Source organism: Nocardioides abyssi (assembly GCF_030412915.1).
Lineage (GTDB): Bacteria > Actinomycetota > Actinomycetes > Propionibacteriales > Nocardioidaceae > Nocardioides > Nocardioides abyssi.
The window spans coordinates 93,142-113,647 of the sequence record NZ_JAUHJR010000005.1; the positions used below are offsets into that span (position 1 = coordinate 93,142).

The window sequence follows — 20,506 nt, forward strand, 5'->3', positions numbered from 1 at the left end:
GCCGCCGCCGCGCCGGAGGGCGAGCCACGGAGCCGGGTACGCCGGCGCGGTCGGGGCCGGAGGCGGACGACGGGCGGGCAGGCCCGGTCGTGGTTGGGTCTGGCGGGCCGGAGCGAGGCGCGAGCGCAGGCCTGGTGGACCGGGCCTGCCCGTCCGGCGGGAGCCGCAGGCACCGACCCCACCACGGCGTACCTGCACCCAGCGGTCATGGCCGCAGAGCGACGCGAGAGCCAACAACCAGCCCGCCGCAGGCGGAACCGTGAGCCGACAGGCAGCCTCTCGGCTCACGGGGTCTCATCGACGCTCGGTTTCGAGACAGGCGCTGCGCGCCTTCCTCAACCCACCGGCCAGGGCTCGCTGCTCGACCAACGGGGCGGCGGGTTTCGAGACAGGCGCTGCGCGCCTTCCTCAACCAGCCGGCGGGTGGGGCGCCGGGTTGCGAGGCAGGCGCCAGCGCCTTCCTCAACCAGCCGGGAGTGGGTCAGACGTCCGAGCCGAGCTCGTCGTCCTCCTGGTCCTCGGGCTTGATGTTGTCCTCGTCGTACTTCACGTAGCGGATGCCCTCGTCGACGGGGCCGTCGAAGCCGACCCGGCCCTTCTCGAGCACGATCACCCGGTCGCACATCTTGCGCACCGACCCGGCGGCGTGGCTGACGTAGACGAGCGTCCGGCCGGAGTCGCGGATCTCCTGCATCTTCTCCATGCACTTGCGCTTGAAGGGCCGGTCCCCCACCGCGAGCACCTCGTCGGCGAGGAAGATGTCGGAGTCGACGTGGATCGCCACCGCGAAGCCGAGGCGGGCGAACATGCCGGAGGAGTAGTTGCCGACCGGCGTCTCGAGGAAGCGCCCGATGTCGGCGAACTCCACGATCGAGTCGAACTTCCGCTGGGTCTCCGCCTCGGTCATGCCGAGGATGGCGGCGTTGAGGTAGACGTTCTCCCGGCCGGTCAGCTGCGGGTGGAACCCGGCGCCGGTGGCGATGAGCCCGGCGATCCGGCCGCGGGTGAGCACGGTGCCGGTGTCGGGCTTCATCACGCCGTTGATGAGCTTCAGCAGGGTCGACTTGCCGGAGCCGTTGAGCCCCATCAGCCCGATCGACTCTCCCTGCTCGACGGTGAAGGTGACGTCGTCGAGGGCGGAGAAGGTGTCACTGATGTCGCGCCCCTTCACCATCGCGACCGCCATCTGCTTGGCGGTGCGGTGGTAGCGCAGCGTGAAGTCCTTGCTGACGTGGTCGACCACGATCGAGGTGTCGGCGCCGTACGCCGCGGGGTCGGTCACGACAGCCGCTCCGGGATCTTGTTCTCCAGCCGCGTGAAGACCAGCTGGGCGACACCGAGCAGTACGATCGAGCCGAGCAGCGCGCCGACGCCGTAGACCAGCAGGTCGTCGGGGATCTGCTCGGCGATCGTCGCGTCGGGGTCGTCGGTCGAGCCGACCCAGAAGGCGCGCTGGACGAGCAGCACGGCGTCGGCGATCGGGTTGAACAGGTAGAGCTCGGCGAAGCGACCGAAGCGCTGGTCGACCAGCGTGTAGGGGTAGATCATCGGCACGCCGAAGCGCACGAAGTTGGTGAGGATCGTGACCGCGCTGGCGAAGTCCCGGAAGAAGACGTTGGCCGCGCTGAACATCAGCGCCAGCGCCGTGCCGAGGACGGCGATGATCGCGAGCGCCAGCGCGAAGGCGAGCATCCCGAGCGGGTCGGGCACCCACCCGCAGAAGAGGCAGACCACGGTGAGGATCACCAGCTGCGGGCCCACGTGGTAGAGCGAGACCAGCATCGAGGCGACCGGGAACATCTCCTTGGGCATCGCCATCTTCCGCACCAGCGCCTTGTTCCGCACGATCGAGCGGGTGCCGGCGTTGAAGGTCTCGGTGAAGAAGTGGACGACGATCAGCCCGCAGAAGACGTGCACGGCGTACTTGTCGACGGTGCCGCGGCCGATGATGTAGCCGAAGACGAACCAGAAGATGAACAGCTGGCTCAGCGGGTTGATGTAGGACCAGATGAACCCGAGGAACGAGCCCTGGTAGCGCGCGCTGATCTCGCGGCGCACCAGCAGCTTGAGCAGGTACCGGCGCCCCAGGACGTCGAGCAGGCCCGCGGCCGGCGCGGGCGGCGCGAGGGGCGCGTCGACCAGCCGGTGCCGGCCGGCCTCAGTCATCGGTCCCCGACTGCTCGGCCGACCGCTGCCCCGACTGCTGGCCCGGCTGGCCCGGCTGGTCCGGCTGGTCGAGCCACGGCTCGAACGTCCGCTCCCACGCCTCGGGCGAGGTGATCTCGTCGAGGGCGGCGCGGTAGTCGGCGGCCAGGCGCGGCCACTCGCGGCGGTAGCGCTCGTGGATCTCGATGGTCCGCTTGACCAGGTCGCGGAACTTCTCGGGGTCGCGGCGGTAGAAGGCGGCCGACGTGCCGTCGTTCATCGAGACGATCGCGGAGTCCAGGGTGCCGAGGCGGTACCACTTGGCGTCCATGGCGCGGATCTCGGCCTCGGGGTGCTCCTGGGCGAGGGGCCGCGGCTTCTTCAGCTGCCGCAGCGGCTGCAGCCCGGCGCTCACCAGGGTCGAGATGCGGCTGGGGATCTCGGAGGTGTCGCGACCCTTCTTCGGCGGCTTGCTGCGCCGCACCGAGGGGAAGGCGTCGGGATCGACCTGGAGCTGGGCGTCGGTGAACTGCTTGCGCAGCGCGTTCACCTCCGGCAGCCGGGTCGGCAGCATGTCGTGCAGCCCGCGGGGGCCGGCGAGCACGTCCTCCATCGCGAGCAGGCGCAGCTCGGCGGTGGAGTACTGCATGGAGACCAGGTGGGCGATCTGGTGGTTGAGGCTCTCCCGGATCATCCGGCCGCCCTTGGGGTAGGCCGAGTGCAGCAGCGCCGCGACGAGGCGGTTGCGGTGGTGGAAGTAGGCCTGCCAGTCCAGCGCGTCGTTCTTGTCGGTCCACGGCACGTGCCAGACCGCGGCACCCGGGAAGGTGACGGTCGGGAAGCCGGCGCGCTTGGCGCGCAGGCCGAACTCCGAGTCGTCCCACTTGATGAACAGCGGCAGCGACAGCCCGACCTGCTCGAGGACCACCCGCGGGACCAGGCACATGAACCAGCCGTTGAAGTCCACGTCGATCCGCTTGTGCAGCCACCGGCTCGAGCGCAGGTTGCGGCCGGCGAAGTCCCAGTCGGTGTGGGTGTCGGGCGCCGACTGCCACCAGAAGCGCCACGGCTGCACGATCTCGCCGAAGCTGTGCAGGCGCGACCGGGAGTAGAGGTTGAACATGTGGCCGCCGACGATCGTGGGCCGCCGGGCCAGGTCGCCGAAGGTGACCGCGCGGACGATGCCCTCGGGCTCGCAGACGACGTCGTCGTCCATCATGAGCGTGTACGTCGCCGTGCCCTTGCGCACGCTCTCCAGCTGTCCGCGGGCGTAGCCGCCGGAGCCGCCGAGGTTGCCCTGCTCGAGGACGCGCAGCACCGGGCCGAGGGCCTCCTGGGCGCGGGCGAAGACCGGCGAGTCGGTGACCTTGTCGGTGCCCTGCTCCATCACCAGCACGGTGTCGAGGTAGGGGCGCAGCACCTGGTCCTCGCCGATCTGGGCGAGCAGCTCGGCGCAGAAGTCGGGGCGGTTCATCGTGGTGATCGCGACGTCGACGGTGCCGTGCTGCGCGCGGTCGGCCGGGACCTCGGCGGTCCACTCGGCGGACTCGACGACGACGTCCTCGTCGCCGGAGACGACGTCGTACCAGTACCACCCGCCGTCGACGAACGGCTTGAGCGTGAGGTCGAAGTCGAAGGTGGTGCTGCCGCCGTCCGTGGTCTCCGCGGAGTCGACCCGCTGGGCGTTGCCTCGCGCCATCGACTTGTAGACGATGACGCTCGCGCCGCTGCCGCGCACGGTGATGCTGAGGCGGACCTCGGTGACGACCGTCCAGCGGCGCCAGTAGCTGGCGGGGAAGGCGTTGAAGTAGGTGCCGAACGACAGGCGCTCGCCGGACTTCACCCGCAGCGCGGTGCGCGACTCGATCTGGTCGGGGTGCAGCGAGCGGCCGGTGGAGGTCGACTGGCGGATCGCGGCGTTGTTGAGCGCCTTGGCCGAGCTGTTGCCGCCGACCTCGTACTTGTCCGCGTCGAGCCGGGCCTCCTCGGGGTCGACGTAGAGGGCCAGCACATCGGAGTCGCGGTCCAGCGGCAGGATCTGGCGCTGGAGCAGGCGGGTGGTGGTGCCGGTCATGCGTCGACTCCTCCGCTGGTCAGCGCTGCGCCGTCGGCGAAGTGCGGACGCAGCTTGTTCTCGAACATCGACAGCGCCGAGCCGATGGCCATGTGCATGTCGAGGTACTTGTAGGTGCCGAGCCGGCCGCCGAAGAGCACCATCGGCTCGGCCTTGGCCAGCTCGCGGTACCGCAGCAGCTTCTCGCGGTCGGCGGCGGTGTTGACCGGGTAGTACGGCTCGTCGCCCTCCTCGGCGAAGCGGCTGTACTCGTGGACCACGATCGACTTGCCGGGCAGGTAGGTCCGCTCGGGGTGGAGGTGCTTGAACTCCAGCACCCGCGTCCACGGGACGTCCTCGTCGTTGGCGTTGACCACGCCGGTGCCCTGGTAGTCGTCGACGTCGACGGTCTCGCGCTCGAGGTCGATGGTGCGCCACGAGAGCCGGCCCTCGGAGTGGCCGAAGTACTCGTCGACGGGGCCGGTGTAGACGACCGGCACCTTGCCCTTGTACTCCTCGACGCTGTGCTCGTGGCCGGGGGCGAGGAAGTCGGTCTCGAGCCGGACCTCGATGTTGGGGTGGTCGGCCATCCGGTTCAGCCAGGCGGTGTAGCCGTCGACCGGAAGGCCCTCGTAGGTGTCGTTGAAGTAGCGGTTGTCAAAGGTGTAGCGGACCGGCAGGCGCGTGATGATGTCCGCGCTCAGCTCCGTGGGGTCGGTCTGCCACTGCTTGGCGGTGTAGCCCTTGACGAACGCCTCGTACAGCGGGCGGCCGATGAGCGAGATCGCCTTCTCCTCGAGGTTGGTGGCGTCCTCGGTGCGGATCTCGCTGGCCTGCTCGGCGATCAGCGCGCGGGCCTCGTCGGGGGTGTGGGACTTCCCGAAGAACTGGTTGATCAGCCCCAGGTTCATCGGGAACGAGTAGACCTGCCCCTGGTACTTCGCGAAGACCCGGTGCTGGTAGCTGGTGAAGTCGGTGAACCGGTTGACGTACTCCCACACCTTGGTGTTGGAGGTGTGGAAGAGGTGGGTGCCGTAGACGTGCACCTCGATGCCGGTCTCCGGGTCGATCTCGGAGTAGGCGTTGCCCCCGATGTGGTGGCGCCGCTCGAGGACGAGGACCTTCAGCCCCAGTTCCTCCGCGCAGCGCTCGGCGACGGTCAGGCCGAAGAAGCCCGAGCCGACGACGACGAGGTCGGGCGTGGACGCGGGAGCCGGATCGGGGCCAGTCGAGTCAGGGGAGGACACGGTCGGTCAGTCTACGGAGAGCGGCGGGAGGGTCCGCATCGCACGCGCCGCGCCGATGGCCCGGATCACGTTGCGCGCCTCGGCCCGCCCGCCCCGCAGCGGGCTGAGCAGCACGACCACCAGCGCGACCAGCCACGGCTTGGCCCGGACGAGCGCGTTCTCGCCGTACCGGAAGTGGACGGCGAAGAGGTTGCGGTACATGTAGTAGCCCTTCCACCCCGCCAGGTCGTGCTGCTGGTCGAAGGAGAGCTGGCGCACCAGCACCGCGTCGCGCACCGCCCAGATGCGGAAGCCGGCCCGGCGGGCACGGACGGCGAAGTCCACGTCGTCGTAGAAGATGAAGTACGACGGGTCGGGCAGCCCGATCCGCTGCACCACGCGTCGGCGGCACATGAAGCCCTCGAAGGCGACGTTCTCCAGCTCGACCCGCTCGGGCATCGCCGCCCGGGTGCGCCAGTCGGTCTCCACCATCGCGGTCTTCGGCTTGATCGCCAGCGGGTTGGTGAGGTCGAAGCGGGTCGCGGCCTTCTCGCACAGCCGGCCCTCGAGGTCCTCGCGGACCGCCATCAGGCAGTCCTCGTCCTGGGCGAGCAGCACGTCGAGGCAGTCCGGCGCGGGCACCACGTCGTCGTCCATCAGCCAGATGCGGTCCCAGCCGCCGTCGTGGGCCTGCCGCACCCCCAGCGAGAAACCGCCCGCTCCCCCGAGGTTCTCCTCGGTGCGGGTGACCCGCAGCCACGGCTCGGTGCGCGCGGCCAGCACCTGCGGGGTGTGGTCGGTGCTGGCGTTGTCGACGACCAGCACCACGTCGGGCTGGGTGGTCAGCGCCGCCAGCCCGTCGAGCATCCGGTCGAGCAGGTCGGCGCGGTTGTAGGTGACGACGACGACGGCGACGCTCTCGCGCGGCGTACCGCCGCTCACCGCAGGAACCGCCGGTGGCCGGTGAAGTCCCCGCGCAGCGCCGCGACCCACGCCCGCGCGCTCAGCGCGAGGCGGCGCGGCTGCGGCCGGGTGACGCTGTAGAACCACAGCGTCTTGGCGACGAACGCCAGCGCGTGCGGCCACCCGCGGTAGTCGCGCAGGTTGAGCAAGTTGTTGCGGGCCATGCAGTAGTGCTTGAGGTCGCTGGGGCTGTGGTTGTACGTCGTGCGGCCGCCCATCATCGGGGTGCCGAGCTCGCCGACGCTCGGGTGGAGCACCCGCGCGCCCACCACCGTCGCGACCCGGCCACCGGCGCGCTCGGCCCGGAGCCGGTACTCGTGGTCGTCGCCCCAGATGAAGAACTCCTCGCGCGGCAGCCCGATCCGCTCGACGAGGTCGCGCGTCACCAGCACGCCGTTGAACGGGATGACCACCTCGCGGATCAGCCCGTCGCCGTCCGCGGCCGCCGCCACGTCGGCCATCCGGTGGACCACGCGGGTGCCGCCGGGCAGCCGGATCGGGAAGACCAACCGCCCCGGGTCACCCTCGTCGACGACGACCGGCCCCCAGAAGTCCAGCTCCCCGCGGTGCTCCAGCATCGTGTCCAGGCAGTCGACGTCGGGCAGCCCGTCGTCGTCCATCAGCCACACCAGGTCGGCGCCCCGCTCGACCGCCCACGCCAGCCCGGCGTGGAACCCGCCGGCGCCGCCGACGTTGTCCGCCAGCGTGCGACCCAGCACCGGCGTGCTCGCGTGCTCGTCCGGCATCTCCCGGTCGGTCAGCCCCGCCAGCCACTCCCCCGTGCCGTCGCTGCTCGCGTTGTCGACGACCAGCACCTCGACCAGCGGGCTGCCCGGCCGGGCCCCCACCTCGTCGAGCCGCTCGATCAGCCGCTGCAGCAGCCCGATCCGGTCGTACGTCACCACCACCGCCACCACCCGGGGCTGCAGCACGCTGGGCTCGGTCACGGGCGCCACCCTACGAGCCACGCCCCACCCGCTGGTCGAGCAGGGAGGCGCGCCAGCGCCGACCGTCGACGAGACCCCCGTGGGAGACGCTAGGCAGCAACCACCCTCACCAGCCCTCGACGACGTCCCCGGGCCGCCGCCGCGCCGGAGGCCGAGCCACAGGACGGGTACGCCGCGCGGGTCGGGGCCGGAGGCGGACGCCGGGCGGGCAGGCCCGGTCGTGGTTGGGTCTGGCGGGCCGGAGCGAGGCACGAGCGCAGGCCTGGTAGACCGGGCCTGCCCGTCCGGCGGGAGCCGCAGGCCCCGACCCCCCACACCCGGCGTACCCGCACCCCGCGGACCGGCCGCAGAGCGACGCGGGAGCCAACAACCAGCCCGCCGCAGGCGGAACCGCGTCCCCGAGGCCGCAGTCGGCTCACGGGGTCTCGTCGACGCGCGCTGGCGCTCGCTGCTCGACCAGCGGTGCTGGGTTTCGAGACGGTTCCTAGCGGAACCTCCTCAACCAGCCGGGGTCGACCTGCGGTGGGGCTGGGTTTCGAGACGGTTCCTAGCGGAACCTCCTCAACCAGCGGGGTCGGCCAGCGGCGGAGCGGGACGGTCAGCAGGCGGCGCCGAGGTCGTCGGCCTGGTTGGCGGCGTACCCCTCCGACAGCGAGCCGAGCGAGCCACCGGTGACGGCGTCGGGAGCCGGCTTCGGCTTCGAGCCGGCCTTGGTGGTGGCCTTGCCCTCGGCCCGCTCGATGGCCTGCTCGACCTTCGACCGCACGAGGTCGATGTCGGGGTCGGCGGTCTGGATCATCGGTGGGACGAGCGAGAGCGTCGAGATCTTCTGGCCGCGGGCCTTGAGCGCGAGGTCCATGAAGGTGTCGAGCTCGGAGGCCGGGAGGTTGGTGGAGATCATCGCGGCCGAGGCCTGGGCGATCTTCTCGAAGTTGCGGACGGCCGACTGGGGGCTGACCTGCTGGAGCATGGCGTTCATGACGCACTTCTGGCGGGCCATGCGGGAGTAGTCGTCGGAGCCCTCGCGGGCCCGGGCGTACCAGAGGGTGTCGTGGCCGTTGAGCTTGCGCACCCCGGCGTCGATGTAGTGGAAGGTCTTCTCGTGCGGCAGCCCGACCGGGATCGGCTGGCGGACGTTGAGGGTCACGCCGCCCACCGCGTCGACGAGGTCCTTGAAGCCCTGGAGGTTGACCATCGCCCAGTAGTTGATGTCCAGGTCGGTGATGCCCTCGACGGCCGAGACGGTCGCGTCGATGCCGGGGTTCTCGGAGTCGCCGAAGAGCTCGGTGTGGTCCTGGGCCCAGGTGCTGACGCCGTTGAGGTAGCAGTCGTCGCAGTCGAAGCCCTCGGGGAACTCCTTCGCCATCGGCGAGCCCTCGCGGAACGGGAACGACGACATGTTGCGCGGCAGGCCGACCAGCACGGTGCGGCCGGTCTCGGCGTCGATCGAGGCCACGGTGAGCGAGTCGGGGCGCAGGCCCCAGCGGCCCTCGCCGGAGTCGCCGCCGAGGAGCAGCACGTTGAAGCGGCCGTCGTGGGCGCCGACGACCTTGTCGGAGCCGAACATCGTGAGGATGAAGTCGCGCTGCACCGCGACCAGGTGCGCCCCGAAGAGCATCGTGCCGATGACCGAGAGGCACAGCACGCCGTTGACGCCGACGACCGCGCGGCGGTGCGCGAGGCCGAGCGAGAGCGGCTGTCCGATGCGCCAGGCGTCGAGGAACAGGGCGGCCCAGCCGATCGCGCCGGCCATCAGGGCCAGGCGGATCACCAGCAGCAGGCCGGTGTCGGAGAAGAGGGTGAACAGCGTCTGGTGGTGCACCAGCCCGACCAGCAGGAGCAGGGCGCCGGAGGCCAGCACGCCGAGCCAGACCCGCAGCGCGATGATGCCGATGCGGCGGTTGCCGGCGACCAGCTGCGCGGAGCCGGGGACGACGAGGGTCATCACCATGAGCGCGATGGCGCGGCGGAAGCGGACGCGCGCCGCGCGTTCCTCGGCGGGGGTGCGCGGCACGCGGCCCGTGCCATCGAGCAACCCGGGGGAAGAGACGGGTGGCATCGAGGTGCCTCTTTCTGCTGGGTACTGCCGTGAGTACTGAAGGGGAAGGTCAGTGCTGCCCCGCCAGTATCACCAGTCACAGCCGTCACAGCCGTGCGCGACGCGCCGGGTCTTCGGACCGCTGACGTGACGGTCGCGACCCCCGACGACCGCGGAGACCGCTCAGCCCCGCGCGGCCTCGATCTCCTCGCGGCGGGCGAGGCGGTGCGCACGCCGGATCTCGGCCTCGCGCTGGCGGCGTACCTCGTCCGGGGTCTCCGGCCGCAGCGGCGGGATCGGGCGGGAGCGTCCCTCGGGGGTGATGGCGACGAAGACGAAGTACGCCGAGGCGACGTGCAGCGAGGTCACCGTCGGGTCGTCCCAGGGCTGGGCCTCGATGCGGACGCCGACCTCCATCGACGACCGACCCGCCCAGTTGACCTGGGCGTAGGTGCGGACGATGTCGCCGACGTGCACCGGCTCGAGGAAGGTCACCTCGTCGAGCGCGGCGGTCACGGCCGGGCCGCCGCTGTGGCGCTGGGCGACGACACCGGCGGCGGAGTCGGCGAGCTTGACGATCTCGCCGCCGTGGATGTTGCCCAGCAGGTTGGCCTCGCGGCTGGTCACGACCTGGCCGAGCGAGACCCGCGTGTACGACGGGGGCAGGGGCCGCAGCGGCTCCTCGGACGGCTTCGGCTGCACGCTCTCCGGCATGGCCGCACGGTAGCGTCCCGCCCATGGCAGATCGTCCGCGGAACGGCGGTCCCGAGGACGGGTCCCGGGAGTACGGCTGGCTCTACGGCAAGAAGCAGGGCCGTGAGCCGGGCCCCGAGGAGACCCGCGTGATGCCGGTCCAGCCGCGCGACGGCGGCCGCTCGCGCGCCGTGCCCGGTCGGCCCGCGCAGCCGGTGCCGCCCCGCGGCCAGCAGTCCCCGCCGGGCCAGCGCGGGCAGGAGCCCCGCCGGCCCGCACCGGCACCGGTCGAGCCGCCGCCCGCGCAGCACGGGGGCCGGCGCGGGTTCCGGTTCCCCCGGCCGCGACCGCGCTGGATCCTCCTGCTGGTGCTCGCCTGGGTCGCCTACCTGGTCCTCGTGCCGGTGCTGGCGTGGAATGACGTCGACAAGGTCGACTTCGAGCCCGACGGCGACCGTCCGGGCGACCAGCCGGGCACGACGTACCTGCTCGTCGGCAGCGACTCGCGCGGCGACCTGTCCAGGGAGGAGCGCAAGCGGCTCGGCACCGGCGGCGCGCAGGGCCAGCGCACCGACACGATCATGCTGCTGCACACCGGCTCCGGGCCGAACCTGCTGATGTCGCTCCCCCGCGACTCCATCGTGGAGGTCCCGGGCCACGGCACGACCAAGATCAACGCGGCGTACGCCTTCGGCGGCCCGAAGCTGCTGGTGCGCACGATCGAGGACGAGACCGGCATCCGCATCGACGACTACGTCGAGATCGGCATGGGCGGCCTCGCCGGCGTCGTCGACGCGGTCGGCGGCGTCGAGATCTGTCCCGAGAACGCGATGAAGGACCCCCAGGCCAAGCTCGACATCAAGGCCGGCTGCCAGGAGGCCGACGGCCCGACCGCGCTCGGCTACGCCCGGTCGCGCAAGACCTACGCCCGCTTCGGCGACATCCAGCGCGCGCAGGCGCAGCGCGAGGTCGTCTCGGCGGTCGGCAGGAAGGTCGTCTCGCCCTGGACCGTGCTCAACCCGTTCCGCTACTGGGACCTCAACCAGTCGGTGCCCGGCTTCTTCGCCTTCGGCGAGGGCACCGGCCCGGTCCGCGCCGGCCTGTGGGCGATGGCCATGACCCGCGTCACCGGCGAGTCCGGGCTGACCTGCGGCGTGCCCATCAGCGACCTCCAGGTCAACTGGGACCCCGAGCGCTCCCAGCAGATGTTCGACGCCATCATCGACGACGACACCGACTCGATCCCGCGGAAGCTGTGCACCCCGACGGGCCTGCCGAAGGAAGTGACCGGATGAGCTCCTACGAGACCTTGCTGTGGGAGGTCGACGACCACGGCGTCGCGACCCTCACGCTCCACCGCCCCGACCAGCTCAACGCCTTCAGCGTGACGATGGCGCGCGAGCTCGAGCAGGTCTTCCGGACCGACGCGCTCGCCGACGACGTGCGCGCGGTGGTCGTCACCGGCTCCGGCCGGGCGTTCTGCGCGGGCATGGACCTCTCCGCCGACGGCAACGTCTTCGGCCTCGACGAGACGCTGCGCCCGGACCCGGCGGAGTTCCGCGCGGCGTACGACCAGGCGCCGTACGACGAGGGTGTCCGCGACACCGGCGGCAAGGTGACGCTGGCGATCCACGCGCTGCCCAAGCCGGTCATCGCAGCGATCAACGGCCCCGCGGTCGGCATCGGCGCGACGATGACGCTCGCGATGGACCTGCGGATCGCCTCGGCGCGGGCCCGCATCGGCTTCGTCTTCGGCAAGCTCGGGATCGTGCCGGAGGCGGCGTCGTCGTACTTCCTGCCGCGCATCGTCGGCATCCAGCAGGCCCTCGAGTGGGTCTACTCCGCCGAGATCCTGACCGCCGACCAGGCCCTCGCCGGGCGGCTGCTGCGCTCGGTGCACGAGCCCGAGGAGCTGCTGCCCGCCGCGCAGGGGCTGGCGCGGTCGTTCGTCGACGGCCGCTCCCCCGTCGCCCTCGCGCTGGCCAAGCAGCTGCTGCACCGCGGCGCCGCGGCCGCCGACCCGCTCGAGGCGCACCTCAACGACTCGCTGGCGATGTACTGGACCTCGCTCGGCGACGGCAAGGAGGGCGTGGCCGCCTTCCGCGAGAAGCGCGCGCCGCAGTTCACCGGCCGGGCCTCGGACCTGCCGCCGGTCTTCTGATGGCCGCCCCCGGCGCGGCGCCGGGCGGTCCCCCGGCCCGCCGGTTCGGCGGCCGCGAGAAGTGGGGTGCGGTCGCAGCCAACCTGGTCCTCGCCCTGCTCGCGGCGGCCGCGGTCGTCGGCGTGCTGGCCGCGGTGCCGCACGACGTCACGGCCGTCATGCTGCTGGTCGGCTACACGGCGTACGCCGGGTTGCTGACGCTCGGGCTCGCGGTCGCCACGGCGCTGGCCGACCGGCTCCCGGTCGTCGGCGCCGGCACCGTCGAGGGCCAGCCCGCCGTGGGGGTCCGGGCCCGCGCGGCGGAGTGGTGGTACGCCGTCGCGCTCGACGTGGGCCTGCTGATGCTGGGCTGCGCGCTCCTCGGGGTCGGCCTGGCCGCCGGCGGGGAGTGGGCGCTGTGGTCGGTGCCGATCGCGCTGGCCGGCGCCTGGTTCGGTGTCCGTGCGCTGCTGGCGGTCGCTGGCCGGCGGCGGGTCGAGGCGCTGTGGCTGACGGCGGACCACGTCGTGCACGACGCCTCCTGGGGCCGCGAGCGCGTCGGCCGGGACCAGGTCAGCGAGGTGCGACCGATCAAGGGCACGAGCTACGTCCTGCTGCGGGTCGACGGGCCGGTCGAGCGGACGCTGTGCCCGCGCTGGTGGCGCGGTGCGGACCGCCGGGCGCGGCCGGGCGACCGTACCGTCGCCGGGACGGGCGCCGGGACGGGGAGCGGGCGCATCGAGCTCCGCTGCGCGGACCTCGGGCACGACCCCGCTGACCTCGCCGCGTGGGTGCGCGACGAGCTCGGCCTCGCGCCGGGGCGGCGGCGCACCTCGCGCTGAGGCGTGCGGCACTCGTCGGCGTCCCGGGGTTTTCGCAACCCCGCTGCCGGTCAGACTGCGGGGCATGACCACCACACCCGCCGACGAGCAGCCGTCACGTCCGACGCTGCCTCCGGTCGTCTACGTGCCGACGACCGACGACCCCGAGCCCACCGCCCGCCGGGTCGTGCTCCACCAGGTGGCCGACGGGCGCACCGCCCTCTACGCCTACTCCGCGCTCGACCGGCTGCACGACCACTACCTGCCCGACAGCTCGTGGGTGCTCTGCGACGGGGCGGCGCTTCAGCACATCCACGACGCCACGCCCTACGACCTGCTCTTCGTCGACGTGGACCCAGGGCTGCGCGAGGACGCCGGGGCCACGGCGGACGAGACGGTCGGCGCGGCTGGTCCGGCGGAGACTGCCGGGACTCATCGGGACAACGGGAGCGGGGCGCCGGCATGAGCCGCGTCTACGTCGACCTCGCCGTGCTGGGCACGATCGCGACCGCCCTGGACAACGGGGCGTCGGGCCTGGAGGACCTGGCCGACAGCGTTCCGAGCGGCATCGACGCCGGCCCGATGACCGCCGTGATCGCGGCCATGATCGCCCAGGTCACCGACAGCGCCGGCGAGGTCTCGACCGCGCTGACCTCGGGCGCCGAGCTGGTCCGCCAGTGCCGCACCTACTACCGCACCGTCGACGAGGACTCCGCCCTCGGGCTTGCCGAGATCCGCGAGGTGATGACGCCGTGAGCGTCGACACCGAGATCCAGGGCTCGCCGGCGTCGATCGAGACCGCCGAGACCTGGCTGCGCGACCAGCTCGCGCCGGCGCTGTCCGACGCCTCCGACCGCCTCAACGAGGCCCGCCGCGACGCCGAGTCGTCGTGGGACAGCGAGGCCGGCGACCAGTTCGCGGCGGCCGTGCGCACCGGGCGTGACACCACCGACGACCTCGAGACCGCCACCAAGAAGATGGCCGACGACCTCGGGGACTTCGCCGAGAAGCTGCGGACCTGCCAGTCCGACATGGCCACCATCCGCGCCGACGCGCGGGCGGCCGGCCTGTCGGTCAGCGGGTTCGTCATCGCCGACCCGGGCCCCGGGCCCGCCCGCCCGCCGGACGGCTTCACCGGCACCGAGGCCGAGGTCGCCGCGCACAACCGGGACGTGGCGGCGTACGACGCGCACCAGGACCTCATCCGCGCCTACAACCACGCCGCGAGCGAGGCGGCCCGGATCGACCGCAAGTACGCCACGGCGTGCCGGGCGCTCCAGGACGAGTACACCGTCGGCCAGCACGCGTCGTGGATCGTCACCATGGGCGACGTCCTCGGCGACCTCGCCGCCGGCGTGATCGGCGTCAGCATCGCGCGCAACCAGTCGGCCCTGCACGGCCGTGCCCGCGACCTCCTGGGCGAGGCCGAGCGCGCCATCCGCGACCTCCAGGCCAACCCGGACCGCTACGTGAAGCGCAAGTGGTTCTTCTTCCGCACCCTCGACGAGGCCCGGCTCGAGGCGGACCGGCTCGCGATCCAGGGCAAGCTGGACGAGGCCGAGGACCTGCTCCGGCGCGCCGACGACCTCGACGGAGGACGCCTGCCGCGCTACCTCGGACGGGCCGGCAAGATCCTCGGTCCGCTCGGCCTGGGCCTCGGCATCTACAACGACTACCAGGAGGGCGAGAGCGCCACGCAGATCGCGGTCTCGCAGGGCGGCTCCCTCCTCGCGGGCGTCGGCGCGGGCGCCGCGGTGGGTGCTGCGGTCGGGTCGGTCGTGCCCGTGGCCGGCACCGCCGTCGGCGCGGCGGTGGGTGCCGTCGTCGGCGCCGGCGTGTCGATCTTCGCCGACGGCGCGATCGACTCGCTGTTCGAGAACGGCCCCGACGTCGGCGCCGCCTTCGAGGAGGGCCTCGGCGCGCTCGCCGACACCGGTGACGCGATCGCCGACGGGGTCGGCGGCGCCCTCGACACCGTGGGCGGCTGGCTGAGCTGACCCCGCCGCCGATGGCGCGCGGTGTCGTCCTGGGGCAGGTCCCGTCAGGCGGCGAGGCTGCGGCGCAGCCGGGCGAGGATCTGGGTGATCAGCCGGGAGACCTGCTCCTGGGTGACGCCGACCTCGTCGCCGATCTGGGTCTGCGTGCGGTTCTCGAAGAACCGCAGCTCGATGATCCGCCGTTCCCGCTCGGTCAGCTCCTCCATGAGGGGACGCAGCGCGAGCCGGGCCTCGGCCGAGGCGAAGGCCGGGTCGAGGTCGCCCATCGACCGGGTCGGGTCGTCGCCGCCGTCGGCCCACGGCGCGTCGAGCGAGACCGGCGTGAAGCAGCCGGTGGCGTTCAGCGAGTCCAGCACCAGCGGGAGGGGTACGTCGAGGTGCTCGGCCACCTCCGCCGGGCGCGGCGCGCGGCCGAGCCGCTGGGTCAGCTCGCCCTCGGCGGTCGTGACCCGGGCCTGGACCTCCTGCACCGAGCGGGGCGGGCGGACCGTCCAGCCGGCGTCGCGGAAGTAGCGGCGGATCTCGCCGCGCAGCGTCGGCACCGCGAAGCTGAGGAAGTCGTCACCGAGCGTCGGGTCGAAGCCGCGCACCGCCTTGACCAGCCCGAGGTAGGCGACCTGGTCGACGTCTTCGTCGGGGATGCCGCGCCCGTGGTAGCGCCGCGCGACGTCGGAGGCGACGCCCATGTTGAGGGCGATCACGTCGTCCTCGTAGCGCGTGCGGAGCTCGCCCTGGCTGGCCCGGGCGCGCGAGAGCAGCCGGGCGGTCTCCATCCGGCGCCGGCTGTCGGTGAGGCCCGCGGCCTGCGGCGGCGGGCGGAGCGACCTCGCCGGGGCGGTCGGGCGCACGGGGGTCCCGAGCGACGCGCCCTCGTCGTCCGTCCAGGTGCCTGCGGTCACCGCGACCTCTTCCTCATCGGCTGACCCCCCAGCCAATCGAGCCGATCGTCCCACGGCCCGTGGAGCCCTGCCACCCGTTCGGGTGGATCGGTCCAGACGTGCGACGACCGGGGCGCGGACCTCGCGGTCCATGCCCCGGTCGGGTGCGGTGCTTCGTGCTGCGGTGCTCGTGCTGCGGCGCCGGGCTCAGCCGGCGGCGCTCGCCGCCTCGGTCTCGGAGGTCGCGCCGGCGGTGCTCAGGTTGCCGCTCTTGTCCTCGAGGTGGGCCCGGACGAACCAGTGGAACAGCTCGATCTGGTTGGTCTGGGCGATGAACATGTCCTCGGTGATCGGGTCGAGCTCGCCGAGCTCCTCGATGCCCTTGCGGTAGTCCTCGATCACGCCGGCGTAGACGAGGTCGAGCGCGCCGAGGTGCTCCTGGGTCGTGGCGCGGCCGATGCTGTACTCCTCCCAGTGGCGGTGCTCCACCAGGCGGCCGGGCGTGCCGCACGGGGACCCGCCGAGGGTCGCGATCCGCTCGGCGAGCTCGTCGGCGAAGCCGCGGACGGCGTCGACCTGGGGGTCGAGCATCTCGTGGACGGCGATGAAGTGCGGACCCACGACGTTCCAGTGGATGTGCTTCAGCGTCAGGTGCAGGTCGTTGGTGGCGTCGAGCCGGCCCTGGAGCAACTCCACGACGCGCTCGGCGTCGGACTCGCTCATGCCGGGGACGGTGTAGCGGAGCTTGTTGGTCATGGCGCGCAGGTACCCATCACCCCCGCGGGCGAATCGCCGCGCGGCCCGCGTCACAGGGCGATCGAGGCGGCCAGGCCCAGGCCCGTGACGACCAGGACGACGCTCGTGGCGCGGCGCAGGCCGGCGGCCGGGACCCGCCGCGCGAGCGCCAGCCCGAGGACCGCGCCGGCGCCGGCGAGCAGGCCGAGGACGGTGCCGAGCCGTACGTCGACGTACCCCTGCGGCCAGGAGCCGGCGACGGCCGAGGCGACGACCGGCAGCTGCACCAGCTGGCCCAGCGCGATGGTCTCGAGCAGGTCGACGCCGAGCGCGAGCAGCACCGGGACGAGCAGGACCGGGCCGCCGGTGCCGGTCAGGGCCGAGCCGACGCCGACCGCGGCACCCAGGGCGACCAGGGTCGGTGCGCGCAGGACGCGGTCGCGGGGTGCCGGCCGCGGGCCGAGGAGGTCGTGCAGGCCGGAGCCGAGGGTCACGACGGCGAGCAGCAGCACGAGGACCGAGCCCGGGACCGCCCCGCCGAGGAGCGCGCCGGCCACCGCGCCTGGCGCCGCACCGAGCGCCAGGGGTCCGGCCGAGCGCCACCGCACGCGGCGGGTGCGGGCCAGGACGACCGCGGCGACCAGGCCGGTGAACAGGAACGCCCACGAGCTGGTCGCCGCCGCCTCGTGCGGGTCGAGGCCGCCCGGGCCGGCGAGGGCGACGGGCAGCAGGAGGCCACCGACGCCGACCGCGCCGACCAGCACCCCGGCGACGACGCCGACCGGCAGCGCGAGGAGGAGCGGGACGGCGAGCACCCCCGAAGCCTACCGAGTCGATTGACTTAAGACGACGACGAACGCCCGGCCGGCCGAGGAGCTCGGCCGACCGGGCGCTGCTGTGCCGGCCCGTCAGGGTGCCGGCGTAGGCGTCACTTCTTGACGGTGACCTTGACGGTCTTCTTGACCGACTGGGTCGAGCCGTTGCCGAGGTACTTGACGACGATCTTCTTCGCGCCCTTGCCGAGCTTCTTGACCGCGAGGGTCGCGCGGCCGTTCTGCAGCTGCTTGCTGGCGACCTGCTTGCCACCGACGAGCGCGACGACGCGACCGGTGGCGGCCTGGCCGTCCTGGCGGGCGACGGCGGTCATGACCTTGGCCGGCTTGCCCTTCTTGATGACGGCCTTCTTCGCCTGGGCGTTCATCGCCGCGCGCTGCTTGGTGACCTTGACGGTGCCGACGGTCGGGTTCTCGCCGTCCTTGATCGTGCAGGGGAAGGCCGGGATCAGGCCGCTCAGCGGGGCCGGCAGCAGCGCCTCGAGCTGGAAGGAGCTGGGCAGCTTGACGTCGTAGACGCCCGCCTTCGCCGGCGCCCGCAGGTCTCCGCCGGTCAGCGAGCCGGCGATGCCGGTGATCTCGCTGATCGGGCCGAGCGCCGAGCCGAGGCCCGAGATCGGCAGCTCGAGGGCGCCGAGCAGGAGGTCGAACCCGGGCAGGTTGGCGCCGAGCTGCCCGATCGGCAGCGGCAGGTTGCCGAGCAGGCCGAGGAGGCCGCCGACCTCGAGGGACCCGAGCAGCGGCAGGCCGCCGAGCGGGATGGGCAGCGGGGCGTCGGCGAGCAGGCTGGTGGGCAGGGCCAGGCCGTCGAGGCTCAGCGGCACGTCGACGGGCAGGTTGAGCACCGGCAGCATGCAGCTGAACGTGGCGCCGCCACCGCCCAGGGCCTTCGCCTGCTCAGGCGCGGCGCTGGCCGAGGCCGCGGACGCACCGACCAGCGCGCTGGTCGTGAGGACGGTCGCGAGGCCGGTGGCGGCCAGGCGCTTGGTGACAGCAGAAGTCGTCATGTGTAGAGCTCCCTCCCAGAAGCAGACGGCGCTGCCTCCCTGCAGCGGCCATCGAGAAACGTAGGCCGCCTGTGACCTGGCTCGCAGCGGATTCGGGCAACCGTTCGGTCATGCCGCGGTGGTTCACTGGGGCCATGACCAGCTGGCAGGATCCCGAGGCCGTCCGGTTCATGCTCGACGACTGCGAGACGTGGGCGGTGGTCGGCCTGTCGGGCGACCCCAGCCGCACCGCGTACCAGATCGCGGAGCTGCTCCAGCAGCGCGGCAAGCGGATCGTCCCGGTCCACCCGTCGGCCGAGACCGTGCTCGGCGAGCAGGGGTACGCCACCCTCGCCGACATCCCCTTCCCGGTCGACGTCGTCGACGTCTTCCGCCGCTCCGAGGCCGCAGGAGAGTTCGCCGACCAAGCCGTCGCCGTCGGCGCCAAGGCCGTGTGGTTCCAGCTCGGCGTCGTCGACGAGGCCGCCTTCGAGCGCACCACCGCCGCCGGCGTCCCCATGGTCATGGACACCTGCCCCGCCATCGAGTGGCGTCGCCGCTGACCCACCACCCCTCTGGTCGGGCTGGTCTAGGTCCGCATGTGGAACGTGACGCCGCCACCCGGATGGTGGGTGGTCTCGAAGCGCGAGTCGTGGATCCGGGCGTGGTGGCGAGGGCAGAGGAGCCGGCCGTTGGCGAGGTCGGTGCTGCCGCCTCGCAGCCAGCTGTCGTCGTGGTGGGCGTGGCAGAGATGTGCCGGCCAGTCGCAGCCGACCGCGGTGCAGGTCTTCTGGGTGATGGCCAGTCCGCGGCGTTGGGCGCCTGAGAAGAGGCGGGCGGTGCGGCCGAGGTCGAGGAGCTCTGACGTCCTGCCGAGGACGGCGGGGAGGAGGCCCGCTTCGCACGCCATCCGGCGGGCGAGCGAGGCGGAGATCGGTTCGCCGGACTCCAGGGTGGCGCGGCCGGTGTCGCTCTGGAGGTCGGTGTAGTCGATGAGGACCACGACGGAGGCGTTGAGACCACCGAGCTTCGGTAGGTGGTCGGCGGGCAGGCGCTCGAGGAGCTCGCAGAACGCGTCGCCCATCCGCTCGGGAGACGGCCTCCGCTCCACGACCGCAGACCGGTCCTGGTCGTCTCGCTTGGTGGCGGCCTGGTGCTTCGGCGCTGCGAACGCGAGCAGCATCTTCTTCAGCATCTCGCCGTGCAGAGTGGGGACCGAGAACTTCCCGCGCACCGAGCCCTTGCCGTCGGGGCACATGGTCAACCACGCATTGGCACGCGCTTCACGTTCTTCGCGCTCGAGGGCGCGGGCGTCGCGCTCCTCGCCGATCTCCGGTGCGACGACGGTCAGGACGTGCTTGGCCAGGATCGCCAGCGTCTTCGGCGTGACGTCGAGCGCCTCGTTCAACAGGTGCTTCTCGGCACGCTCCGGGATCGTCAGGTCGGGCAGGTCATCGGGAAGCCGATCGATGCAATCGGTGATGACGCGGGCGTGGTCGACGCTGATTGCGCCCTCCATCAGTGCGGCGGACGTCGGTGCGTGGCGGTCCAGGGACTCCGCGAGCCGTATCCGCCGCTTGGCGGCGGGTCGGTCCTGGTGGGTCTCGTGGCCCCACCACGAAGCGGTGTCGGTGGCGCCGACCTTGTCGCCGACCGCGCGGCGGTCGGCCTCGGCTGCCAGGCGGAGCTCGAGGGCCTCGACCTGCGCACGCAGCCGGGTGGCCTCGAGGAGGGCGGTCGAGACCTCGGTGTCGGACATCTGCCACAGCTGGGAGCCGCACGCCGAGCGCGTCTTCTTGCGGGACTTCGCGACCGCGCGGCACACGGGGTGCGCACTGTGTCGGGAGTCCTTGGCCATGGGTCTACTCAAGCAGCGACCACCGACAGTGGCGGGAGTGTTTCCCCAGGTCAGACCACTATTCGGACAACAACGTCGACCAATTTCTAGGCGGGTTTCGAGACGGGCCTGGCGGCCCTCCTCAACCAGCCGAAGTGAGCCGGCGGCGGCGCGCGACCCACGGCGTACCTCTCCCTCATAGCTGCCCCCACCG

Annotated in this window: 20 protein-coding genes; 7 read left to right on the top strand and 13 right to left on the bottom strand. The window is 72.4% G+C overall.

The window, feature by feature from the left end:
* Nucleotides 1-481: 481 nt before the first annotated feature.
* The 8 genes from QWY29_RS13020 to QWY29_RS13055 all read right to left on the bottom strand — a co-directional run bounded on the left by QWY29_RS13020 (nucleotide 482) and on the right by QWY29_RS13055 (nucleotide 10,086).
* Nucleotides 482-1,282 (bottom strand): ABC transporter ATP-binding protein, encoded by an 801-nt coding sequence (locus QWY29_RS13020; RefSeq protein ID WP_300961449.1) that lies wholly within the window; start codon nucleotides 1,280-1,282, stop codon nucleotides 482-484.
* On the bottom strand, nucleotides 1,279-2,166 hold the full coding sequence (locus tag QWY29_RS13025; protein WP_300961450.1) for an ABC transporter permease: 888 nt from the start codon (nucleotides 2,164-2,166) through the stop codon (nucleotides 1,279-1,281). The genes QWY29_RS13020 and QWY29_RS13025 overlap by 4 nt, the downstream gene beginning before the upstream one ends.
* Nucleotides 2,159-4,219 (bottom strand): glycosyltransferase, encoded by a 2,061-nt coding sequence (locus tag QWY29_RS13030; RefSeq protein WP_300961451.1) that lies wholly within the window; start codon nucleotides 4,217-4,219, stop codon nucleotides 2,159-2,161. The genes QWY29_RS13025 and QWY29_RS13030 overlap by 8 nt, the downstream gene beginning before the upstream one ends.
* A complete protein-coding gene (glf, locus tag QWY29_RS13035; RefSeq protein ID WP_300961452.1) occupies nucleotides 4,216-5,445 on the bottom strand; it encodes a UDP-galactopyranose mutase in 1,230 nt (409 codons plus the stop codon). The genes QWY29_RS13030 and glf overlap by 4 nt, the downstream gene beginning before the upstream one ends.
* Before the next feature lie 6 nt (nucleotides 5,446-5,451).
* Complete coding sequence (locus tag QWY29_RS13040) at nucleotides 5,452-6,366, bottom strand: glycosyltransferase family 2 protein (protein WP_300961453.1); 915 nt, start codon at nucleotides 6,364-6,366, stop codon at nucleotides 5,452-5,454.
* Nucleotides 6,363-7,334: a glycosyltransferase family 2 protein gene (locus tag QWY29_RS13045; protein WP_300961454.1), complete on the bottom strand. Its 972-nt coding sequence runs from the start codon at nucleotides 7,332-7,334 to the stop codon at nucleotides 6,363-6,365. The genes QWY29_RS13040 and QWY29_RS13045 overlap by 4 nt, the downstream gene beginning before the upstream one ends.
* Nucleotides 7,335-7,932: 598 nt before the next feature.
* Nucleotides 7,933-9,348 carry an LCP family protein gene (locus QWY29_RS13050; RefSeq protein ID WP_300961455.1) on the bottom strand — a complete coding sequence of 472 codons (1,416 nt, stop codon included), beginning with the start codon at nucleotides 9,346-9,348 and terminating at the stop codon, nucleotides 7,933-7,935.
* A gap of 207 nt (nucleotides 9,349-9,555) precedes the next feature.
* Nucleotides 9,556-10,086, bottom strand: coding sequence for an acyl-CoA thioesterase (locus QWY29_RS13055; RefSeq protein WP_300961456.1), 531 nt, complete (start codon nucleotides 10,084-10,086; stop codon nucleotides 9,556-9,558).
* 23 nt (nucleotides 10,087-10,109) lie between these two features.
* Between QWY29_RS13055 and QWY29_RS13060 the strand changes: the two genes are divergently transcribed.
* From QWY29_RS13060 to QWY29_RS13085, 6 genes are all read left to right on the top strand, one after another.
* Nucleotides 10,110-11,360, top strand: coding sequence for an LCP family protein (locus tag QWY29_RS13060; protein ID WP_300961457.1), 1,251 nt, complete (start codon nucleotides 10,110-10,112; stop codon nucleotides 11,358-11,360).
* Nucleotides 11,357-12,226: a crotonase/enoyl-CoA hydratase family protein gene (locus tag QWY29_RS13065; RefSeq protein ID WP_300961458.1), complete on the top strand. Its 870-nt coding sequence runs from the start codon at nucleotides 11,357-11,359 to the stop codon at nucleotides 12,224-12,226. The genes QWY29_RS13060 and QWY29_RS13065 overlap by 4 nt, the downstream gene beginning before the upstream one ends.
* Nucleotides 12,226-13,047: a hypothetical protein gene (locus QWY29_RS13070; protein WP_300961459.1), complete on the top strand. Its 822-nt coding sequence runs from the start codon at nucleotides 12,226-12,228 to the stop codon at nucleotides 13,045-13,047. Before QWY29_RS13065 ends, QWY29_RS13070 begins: the two co-directional genes overlap by 1 nt.
* Nucleotides 13,048-13,111: 64 nt before the next feature.
* Nucleotides 13,112-13,492: an SAV_915 family protein gene (locus QWY29_RS13075; protein WP_300961460.1), complete on the top strand. Its 381-nt coding sequence runs from the start codon at nucleotides 13,112-13,114 to the stop codon at nucleotides 13,490-13,492.
* A complete protein-coding gene (locus QWY29_RS13080) occupies nucleotides 13,489-13,782 on the top strand; it encodes a hypothetical protein (protein WP_300961461.1) in 294 nt (97 codons plus the stop codon). Before QWY29_RS13075 ends, QWY29_RS13080 begins: the two co-directional genes overlap by 4 nt.
* Nucleotides 13,779-15,023 (top strand): WXG100-like domain-containing protein, encoded by a 1,245-nt coding sequence (locus QWY29_RS13085; RefSeq protein WP_300961462.1) that lies wholly within the window; start codon nucleotides 13,779-13,781, stop codon nucleotides 15,021-15,023. The genes QWY29_RS13080 and QWY29_RS13085 overlap by 4 nt, the downstream gene beginning before the upstream one ends.
* A 44-nt stretch (nucleotides 15,024-15,067) precedes the next feature.
* On the opposite strand, the gene QWY29_RS13090 is transcribed toward QWY29_RS13085, so the two are convergent.
* From QWY29_RS13090 to QWY29_RS13105, 4 genes are all read right to left on the bottom strand, one after another.
* Nucleotides 15,068-15,922, bottom strand: a complete 855-nt coding sequence (locus tag QWY29_RS13090) for a sigma-70 family RNA polymerase sigma factor (protein ID WP_300961463.1) — start codon at nucleotides 15,920-15,922, stop codon at nucleotides 15,068-15,070.
* Nucleotides 15,923-16,108: 186 nt separating this feature from the next.
* Nucleotides 16,109-16,657, bottom strand: a complete 549-nt coding sequence (dps, locus tag QWY29_RS13095; protein WP_300961464.1) for a DNA starvation/stationary phase protection protein Dps — start codon at nucleotides 16,655-16,657, stop codon at nucleotides 16,109-16,111.
* Nucleotides 16,658-16,707: 50 nt separating this feature from the next.
* Nucleotides 16,708-17,451: a sulfite exporter TauE/SafE family protein gene (locus QWY29_RS13100; RefSeq protein ID WP_300961465.1), complete on the bottom strand. Its 744-nt coding sequence runs from the start codon at nucleotides 17,449-17,451 to the stop codon at nucleotides 16,708-16,710.
* A gap of 113 nt (nucleotides 17,452-17,564) precedes the next feature.
* The gene (locus QWY29_RS13105; protein WP_300961466.1) at nucleotides 17,565-18,476 is read right to left on the bottom strand and encodes an Ig-like domain repeat protein; all 912 of its coding nucleotides are present in this window, start codon (nucleotides 18,474-18,476) and stop codon (nucleotides 17,565-17,567) included.
* 134 nt (nucleotides 18,477-18,610) lie between these two features.
* Here QWY29_RS13105 and QWY29_RS13110 point away from each other — a divergent pair, with 134 nt between their 5' ends.
* Nucleotides 18,611-19,018 (top strand): CoA-binding protein, encoded by a 408-nt coding sequence (locus QWY29_RS13110; protein WP_300961467.1) that lies wholly within the window; start codon nucleotides 18,611-18,613, stop codon nucleotides 19,016-19,018.
* A gap of 26 nt (nucleotides 19,019-19,044) precedes the next feature.
* Here the strand turns inward: QWY29_RS13110 and QWY29_RS13115 are convergent, their stop codons facing one another.
* Nucleotides 19,045-20,313, bottom strand: a complete 1,269-nt coding sequence (locus tag QWY29_RS13115) for an HNH endonuclease signature motif containing protein (protein WP_300961468.1) — start codon at nucleotides 20,311-20,313, stop codon at nucleotides 19,045-19,047.
* Nucleotides 20,314-20,506: the final 193 nt, after the last annotated feature.